Here is a 7,375-nt window from a genome sequence, read left to right as displayed (position 1 = left end):
CTTTGCAAGTAGCTGCACAGTGGTATGATACTGCGCGGCACAAGCTCTATAAATCGCGAGTAGCTCGGCAGGTTTGGAAACTCCCGTTCCATCATGCCATGCATATGGTGGTAGTAAAAAGACTTAAACTGTCGATACCGCAGTTGATGAAACAGTACCAAGATGGTCATAATCTCTGCTACACTTATCTGGCATGCTCTTAGCCGTTGACGGCCCGTTGCGATTAAATGAGCGTCAAACTCAGGTTTGAATTGCTGATAAAAGTCGTCAATATGGCAGTATAGTTCGGTTAGGTTGTCCATGTAAGAAGTCCTTGTTGTGAAGTTTGTCTTGGTAAACTTACTTTAGCAACTTCGGACTTCTTTTTTTATCTTTTTTTTGAGCGCTTATCCCGAACTGGGGTTATTAATAAGTTAGCGATGGACAGTAAAAATCATCCTTTTCAGCTATAACTGGGCATTGGCGCTATCAACCTCAGCATATACCGCTGTGCTACCATCTTTATTTATTTGCATGATTTGATAAGGGTCGAACTGATTGTTATATTCCATACCAGGACTCCCCATAGGCATACCCGGTACAGCAAGGCCAATGGCGTCGCTTGGCGGGTTTGCTAAAAACTCTGCAACATGCTTAGCGGGTACATGGCCTTCAAACACATAACCATCACTCGTGACCGTGGTGTGACAAGAGCGCATATTATTAGGGACGCCGTAGCGCTGTTTAAATACCGCTAAGTCGGCAACATCTTGCCCCTCAGCGGTCATACCATGATCTTCGGCATGGCTAATCCACTCTTTACAGCAGCCACAATTGGCATCTTTATAAACCGTCGCAGAGACGTTTCTCAGCGCATCACTGTTACTGCTAGCGCTCGGAGTCACCGTTTTAGGCGTTTGGACTTTTGAATTCTGGCTGTCTGTTGCCGTCTCTACAGTCGCTGTGGTTGCAGCAGTGGTATTGGTTTCGCTACAAGCAAATAACGACGATGTCACTGTCAGTAGGATAAGCGCACCAAACAATTTATGCTGCTTAAAAGTTAAGTTATGGTTATCAGGTTTCATACATACCCTCTCGTCATTTATTGTTTATTGTTGCATTTGATATTTAACCCCAATTCGGGATAAGCGCTCAAAAAAAGATAAAAAAAGAAGCCCAAAATTGCTAAAGTGAGTTTACCAAGACAAACTTCACANNCGTTATCGACAGTTTAAGGCGTTTTACTACCATCACATGCTTGGCATGATGAAACGGGAGTTTCCAAATCTGCCGAGCTACTCGCGATTTATAAAGCTTGTGCCGCGCAGTATCATGCCACTATGTGCCTACTTGCAAAGCATGATGGGCGACTGTACGGGTATCAGCTATATTGATTCAACCAAGATAGCAGTTTGTCATAACAAACGTATCTACCGTCATAAAGTCTTTGAAGGACTTGCAACCCGAGGCAAAAGCAGCATGGGCTGGTTCTATGGCTTTAAGCTACACGCCATTATCAATCATAAAGGTGAGCTGGTATCCGTCAAAGTCACTGAGGGTAATACCGATGATAGAGCGCCTGTTAAGGATATGGCAACGCCTGTGTTTGGCAAGGTGTTTGGGGATAGAGGCTATATCAGTAAAGCCCTAAACGAGTGGCTCACAAAACACAGTGATACCACGTTGATAACCAAACTTCGGCGTAATATGAAACCCCAATTACTTGAGCCTATGGATGAGGCACTACTCAATCATCGCTCTTTGGTTGAAACGGTGTTTGGAGAGCTTAAAAACTTGTGCCAAATCGAACACTCACGCCATCGTAGTGTCACGGGGTTTATCACAAACTTGCTGTCAGGTTTAATTGCTTATTGCTGGTTTCCCTATAAACCCACCATCAAAAATATGCCTCAGCAGGGACAGGTAGCAACATTGTAAATAGTATCAATGAGTTACAATGTGGCTTATCCCGAACTGGGGTTAAATAGCTTTTTTACAGTGAAGCGATGCCAATATTGATCAAGCCGCCACCAACGATTAACCAAGCAAACATAATCGCACCTAAGATAAGGGGTTTAACGCCAGCTTGTTTGATAGCGCCCAAATGCGTGGTTAGACCCAGCGCAAACATTGCCATGGTGAGCAGCACATCGTCTAGTATCACCATACTACGCTCAAAGCTTGCGGTCATCGGCACCCAAGTGTGCAGTAAGACGATGGCAATGAATATGAAGGCAAACCAAGGCACTTTGACTTGTTGAATGCGGCTCATTACAGAGGGTTTGTTACCTTGATCGTTACTGCCTTTGGTCAACGCAAAAGATAAAACCAATAAGAACGGCGCGAGCATCATCACGCGTATCATCTTGGTGACAACCGCTGTGTCACCCACTTCGGGACTGACTGCGTTACCAGCGACGACGACTTGCGCCACTTCATGAATGGTGGCACCCGTATAAATCCCGTACTGCTGAGCATTTAGCCAAGGTTGCAACCAACCAAGATGGTATAAAAACGGATAAAGCAGCATCGCAATGGTGCCAAAGACCACGACCGTAGCCACAGCGATAGTGACTTTGTGCGCTTCGGCCTTGATCACTGGCTCTGCGGCGATAACAGCTGCTGCCCCGCAAATACTCGCGCCTGCACCAATCAATAACGTCGTTTGTTTATCGACTTTGAGCCATTTTGTACCTAACCAATAAGTGATTAAAAAAGTCGAGGTCAATACCAACGCATCGCTCATCACCGCAGACAGTCCGACACTTGATACTTGCGTTAGGGTCAGCTTAAAGCCATAAAACATGATGGCGAGACGCAGTATTTGACCTTTGGCAAATGTCACGCCCACATGTAGCTGCTCAGCGAAACTAGAATAAACGGTATTGCCCAATATCATACCGATCAAAATCGCTAGCGTTAACGAAGACAAGCCTATAATGCGCCCGTGACTCCAGACATCCAAGCTCGTATTTAGCCATAAGCAAAATAAGCTACCGACAAACACCACTATCAAACCTGCGAAATGGCGATTGGTTGGGAAGTAGTTGGTCACTGTTTTAGTTAAGGCGTGCATGACGAAGTGTCCTATTGTCCATAATCGAAATAAGCATAAGCTTATGAATAGACATTATAAGGCAGACCAATCTATAATAAAAACAGATTAATTAGATAAAAACTATCGATTTTTTAGGTTAATAAAAGTCTTTGGGCTAAAAAGATGGTTTTTTAGATAATAAAGGGTTTTTAAAATAACAGGTGGTTTTTAGGTTGTATCAATAAGATAGGGTGTCAGAGAAATTATGAAAAAAGCCATGCAGGTATTACCAAAGATTACCCTCAAGCAATTATCAGTGTTTGTCAGTATTTATCAAACTGGCAGTACCAGCCGTGCCAGTGAAGAGCTGCATTTATCGCAATCAGCGGTCAGCAGTGCACTCACTGAGCTGGAGGCGCGGTTACAAATGCCGCTATTTGAGCGCGTCGGGCGCAGGCTCAATCAGCATCCAAACGCCCATCCTATCTATATACAGGCACAAGCGATTTTGGGACAAGCTTTAACGCTTGAGCATTATCATAAGCATCAAGCAGGGCAGATTCATATTGGTGCTAGCACGACTATCGGTAATTATGTATTGCCACCGCTGCTTGCCAAATTGTACGAAGCGCTACCCGATGCCCATATCGATATGTATATTGCCAATACCCAAGAAGTGGTCGGCGAGGTTGAGCAATTAAATATCGATATTGCGCTTGTAGAAGGTATGCCGCGCCCGACAGATATGAAAGTCATTGAGCAGCGCGCTTGGCGGACCGATACCTTGATGGTATTTGCTAAATCTCATAGTAAATGGTTGGCAAACATGGACTATAACCATAAAGAAAAATGCTATGAGCTCAGCGCTGAACGATTGGCAAGGCTGCCATTACTGGTACGAGAGGCGGGTTCGGGGACGCGGCAGATTATCGATGAGCAGTTATTGCAGCATCTACCGCATGCCGAGATTGTCATGGCAATTCAGCAGTCAGAAGCCATTAAGCATATGGTCAGCGCCGATATTGGGCTTGGCTGCTTATCGCAGTATGTCATTCAAGCAGAATTGGATAAAGCAGAGCTGGTGCAGGTGAAAGTAGCAGGTATTGATTTAGCGCGCACGTGGTGGCTGGTGTGGCATAAAGCGCGTCATCAAAGCCCCATTTGGCAGAGTTTTATTGATATTTTGACAGAAGATTGATTTTAGTAGTAAAACCCCAGTTCGGGATAAGCCAGTGCTTAAGTTGTTGATACTATTTGTATAATTATTATCTGACCTTATAAAGTCATGCTTTTGACAGTAGTTTATAGAGAAGCCTGTCTTCAAAGACTTAGCTGGTCTTCAAGAGTAATAGAAAATATCAATACTATCAGCAGCTTAATGAATCACTTATCCCGAACTGGGGTTATAATAATAAAAAAATATATTTGCCTTTAATGATAAGAGAGATTGACGCTAAGTACTGGGATGCCACTTCTACTTATGGGTATGGCGGTCCGCTGGTTGACGACACTGTGACCACTGATGAGCTGGATATTATGTTGAAAGGCCTTCAGGATTTTCTTTATGAAGAAGGCTGTGTCTCTTTGTTTATGCGCCTGCATCCCATCATTAACAAAGAACGAGAGCGCCCCCCAGCTATTGGCAAAATAATAAAGCATGGCTTAACAGTAGCCTCTGATTTGACTAAATCTGAAGAAGAATACTGGCAAGAAACTCAAAATCAGCACCGCCGTGGCATCAAAAAAGCAATGAAAATGGATGTGACTACTAAGGTTGAAGCGTTGGACGAAGAAAACGCTAAAATCTTTTCAAAGATTTATGAAGAGACGATGGCGAATGTTGGTGCCACTGATTATTATTTTTTTGATGACAATTATTACTATAATTTGTCTAAAAACCTACAAGGCAGATTGCTGTTGATAACGGCTTATCAAGAAGATAAGCCTATTGCTTCTTCTTTATACACTGCCTGTGAGGAGTCAGGGATTATGCAGTATCATTTAGGAGGAACGCTCGACGATTATAGAAAACTGCAGCCTGCTAAACTGATTACTCATGTGGCAAGAGACTGGGGGCGGGAAAATAACTATAAATTACTTCACCTTGGCGGTGGCCTTGGTGCTAGCCTCGACTCACTATACAAATATAAAAAAGGCTTTAGCTCCCCCTCTGAGGAGTTTGATTTTAAAACCTATAGACTCATTGTCAACCCAGAGAAATATGCCGAATTGGTAGCCAAGGTTGGTCTGAGCGAGGAAGATTTGAATTCTGACTTCTTTCCTTTATATAGGAAAAAGGCAGCACTTGCTTCTGAAGATGAGGCGAACAGACCTGCTTAATAAGGTAGTATTAAAAAGTATTATTGCAGACAGTATCACTATAAAAAAACACCAGCTATAACTAGTTATAGCTGCTGTTTTTTGTCTCTACAATATATTGGGCTTTATTGAGTTGGAACAATATGCCAAACGCCTTTTACATTATCGCCGTTTGCATCTCCAGCTTTAGTGTCTTTTACAAAGAAGTATAACGGCATGTTATTGGCAGCCCACTGATAAGTACCGTCATCACGCTGAAAAGTCGAGAACTGACCGACGCTTTTGGCATTGTTAGGGGCGGTAAGTGCTGGCCAAGCCGCTAAACAATCACCTGTACAGTTCGACTTATTGGCAGTGTCTTTGTCAAAGGTATATAGCGTCATGTAATTAGTAGAATCAACCAGCATACCGTTTCTACTAGTCACTGGTACGGCGCTGCTACTAACCATCTGGTTATCATTCATTCCTGACATATTAGTGCCAAATACTTTATCCATTGTCGAGCAGCCTGTAAGCGCTAAAACACCACTTAGTGCAGATAACATCATAATACGCTTCATAGTAACTTCCTTATTCTTAGAAAATGATTAGTCAGTAGACCTCTTGCAAAAGTCATAGGTTTAGCTCGAAATTAATGATACCAGCAAGAGCCCATCCCAGATTCTGTGTAACTGCCATTTAGATTAAATGCTTACTGATACGATCATCAAACATAATTATAAAGCGATTAAGAGCCGCCGTCCAGTTACGAATCGGCATCGACCACCTTGACGATGCCTGTTGAGTTGCCAAATAGACCACCTTGAAGGCGGCTTGATCAGAGGGAAACACCTTACGCTTATTCACCGCTGTTCGAATGACACTATTTAGCGACTCTATCGCATTGGTGGTATAAATGACTTTTCTGATGTCTTTAGGGTACTCAAAGAACACCGTTAAGCCCTCCCAGTTATTACGCCAAGACTTGATGACATGCGGGTACTCTTTGCCCCATACTTCATCAAAGTGCTCAAGGTTGGCCTCTGCCATCTCAAGCGTATCAGCACCGTAGATGGCCTTTAAATCAGCTGCTACGGCCTTCTTGTCCGTCCAAGGTACGAACTTCATCGAATAGCGCACCATATGCACGATACACAGCTGAACCTGAGCGTTAGGGTAGACCGTATTAATGGCATCAGGGAAGCCTTTTAGGCCGTCTACACAGGCAATAAGAATATCTTGAACCCCGTGGTTTTGTAGCTCAGTGAGAACACCAAGCCAGAATTTAGCGCCCTCGTTCTCTGATAGCCACATGCCAAGCAGCTCTTTTTTACCATCAAGAGCAACGCCTAAGGCCAGATAGATTGCCTTGTTGATGATCTGCTTGTCTTGACGTACTTTAATGACAATGCAGTCTAAATAGACGATAGGATAAACACTGCTCAGCGGCCGGTTCTGCCAAGCGGTGATGTCCTCTAATATGTTATCGGTGACTCTTGAGACAAGAGAGCTTGAGATGTCGACATCGTAGAGCTCTTTAATGCTCTCTACGATCTCAGTGGTGGTTTGACCTTTGGCGTATGAGCGAGGATCAGCAAGTGTCTGGGAGACACTTGCCCGAAGCGCAAGACGTAAGGCTATGCCTGTAGTGAAATATGATTTTATCATCAAGACCTGAAATACGGGTTTGATGCTTACTGACAAGTACAGGCTCAAAGCTACTGTCGCGGTCTCTGGGGGTGGAGATCTCAAGCTCGCCTGTGTCGCTACGGACTCTCTTTTTAGTGTGCCCATTGCGCTTATTAGGCCTGTCTGCCTTTTCATGCTTGGGGTAGCCGAGATGCTCTTCCATTTCTGCTTCTAGGGCAGTGTCGATGAAGGACTGCATGAGCTGCTTTTGAAAGTCTTTGATGTCATCGAAGCTTTTCATGCTGCTGGCCATTTGCTCAGCCAGTTTCTTGATGTCAGATTGGTTAGTCATTGCTTATTCTCCTGTTAGTGGATTATAAGCAGTTACACAAAGTTTGGGAAACTCCCCAACTTGCGCTTTAACGGCTTATC

5 protein-coding genes and 3 pseudogenes are annotated in these 7,375 nt (G+C 43.8%); 3 read left to right on the top strand and 5 right to left on the bottom strand.

Annotated features, from left to right (window positions below; translation table 11 throughout):
• Positions 1–302, bottom strand: a pseudogene (locus B2866_RS04840) (IS982 family transposase); the annotation flags it as partial.
• A 144-nt stretch (positions 303–446) separates the two neighbouring features.
• Positions 447–1,064, bottom strand: coding sequence for a DUF411 domain-containing protein (locus B2866_RS04835; RefSeq protein WP_068037317.1), 618 nt, complete (start codon positions 1,062–1,064; stop codon positions 447–449).
• Between the two features lie 133 nt (positions 1,065–1,197).
• Here B2866_RS04835 and B2866_RS04830 point away from each other — a divergent pair.
• A pseudogene (locus tag B2866_RS04830) lies at positions 1,198–1,917 on the top strand (IS982 family transposase); the annotation flags it as partial.
• 55 nt (positions 1,918–1,972) lie between these two features.
• Here B2866_RS04830 and B2866_RS04825 read toward each other — a convergent pair.
• Positions 1,973–3,055, bottom strand: coding sequence for a YeiH family protein (locus tag B2866_RS04825; RefSeq protein WP_068037311.1), 1,083 nt, complete (start codon positions 3,053–3,055; stop codon positions 1,973–1,975).
• 226 nt (positions 3,056–3,281) lie between these two features.
• Between B2866_RS04825 and B2866_RS04820 the strand changes: the two genes are divergently transcribed.
• Together B2866_RS04820 and B2866_RS04815 are read left to right on the top strand one after the other, a co-directional pair.
• Positions 3,282–4,214 carry a LysR substrate-binding domain-containing protein gene (locus B2866_RS04820; RefSeq protein WP_068037308.1) on the top strand — a complete coding sequence of 311 codons (933 nt, stop codon included), beginning with the start codon at positions 3,282–3,284 and terminating at the stop codon, positions 4,212–4,214.
• Positions 4,215–4,528: 314 nt separating this feature from the next.
• Positions 4,529–5,356: a GNAT family N-acetyltransferase gene (locus tag B2866_RS04815; protein ID WP_157822716.1), complete on the top strand. Its 828-nt coding sequence runs from the start codon at positions 4,529–4,531 to the stop codon at positions 5,354–5,356.
• Positions 5,357–5,460: 104 nt separating this feature from the next.
• Here B2866_RS04815 and B2866_RS04810 read toward each other — a convergent pair whose 3' ends face one another.
• Together B2866_RS04810 and B2866_RS04805 are read right to left on the bottom strand one after the other, a co-directional pair.
• Complete coding sequence (locus tag B2866_RS04810; protein ID WP_068037304.1) at positions 5,461–5,895, bottom strand: hypothetical protein; 435 nt, start codon at positions 5,893–5,895, stop codon at positions 5,461–5,463.
• Positions 5,896–6,013: 118 nt separating this feature from the next.
• Positions 6,014–7,295 (bottom strand): annotated as a pseudogene (locus B2866_RS04805) (IS256 family transposase).
• Positions 7,296–7,375: the final 80 nt, after the last annotated feature.

Origin of the sequence: Psychrobacter sp. UBA3483 (genome assembly GCF_002377905.1) — a bacterium.
Lineage (GTDB): Bacteria > Pseudomonadota > Gammaproteobacteria > Pseudomonadales > Moraxellaceae > Psychrobacter.
The sequence above is the reverse complement of the archived record's forward strand: the minus strand, read 5'-3'. Positions and strand labels throughout refer to the sequence as shown.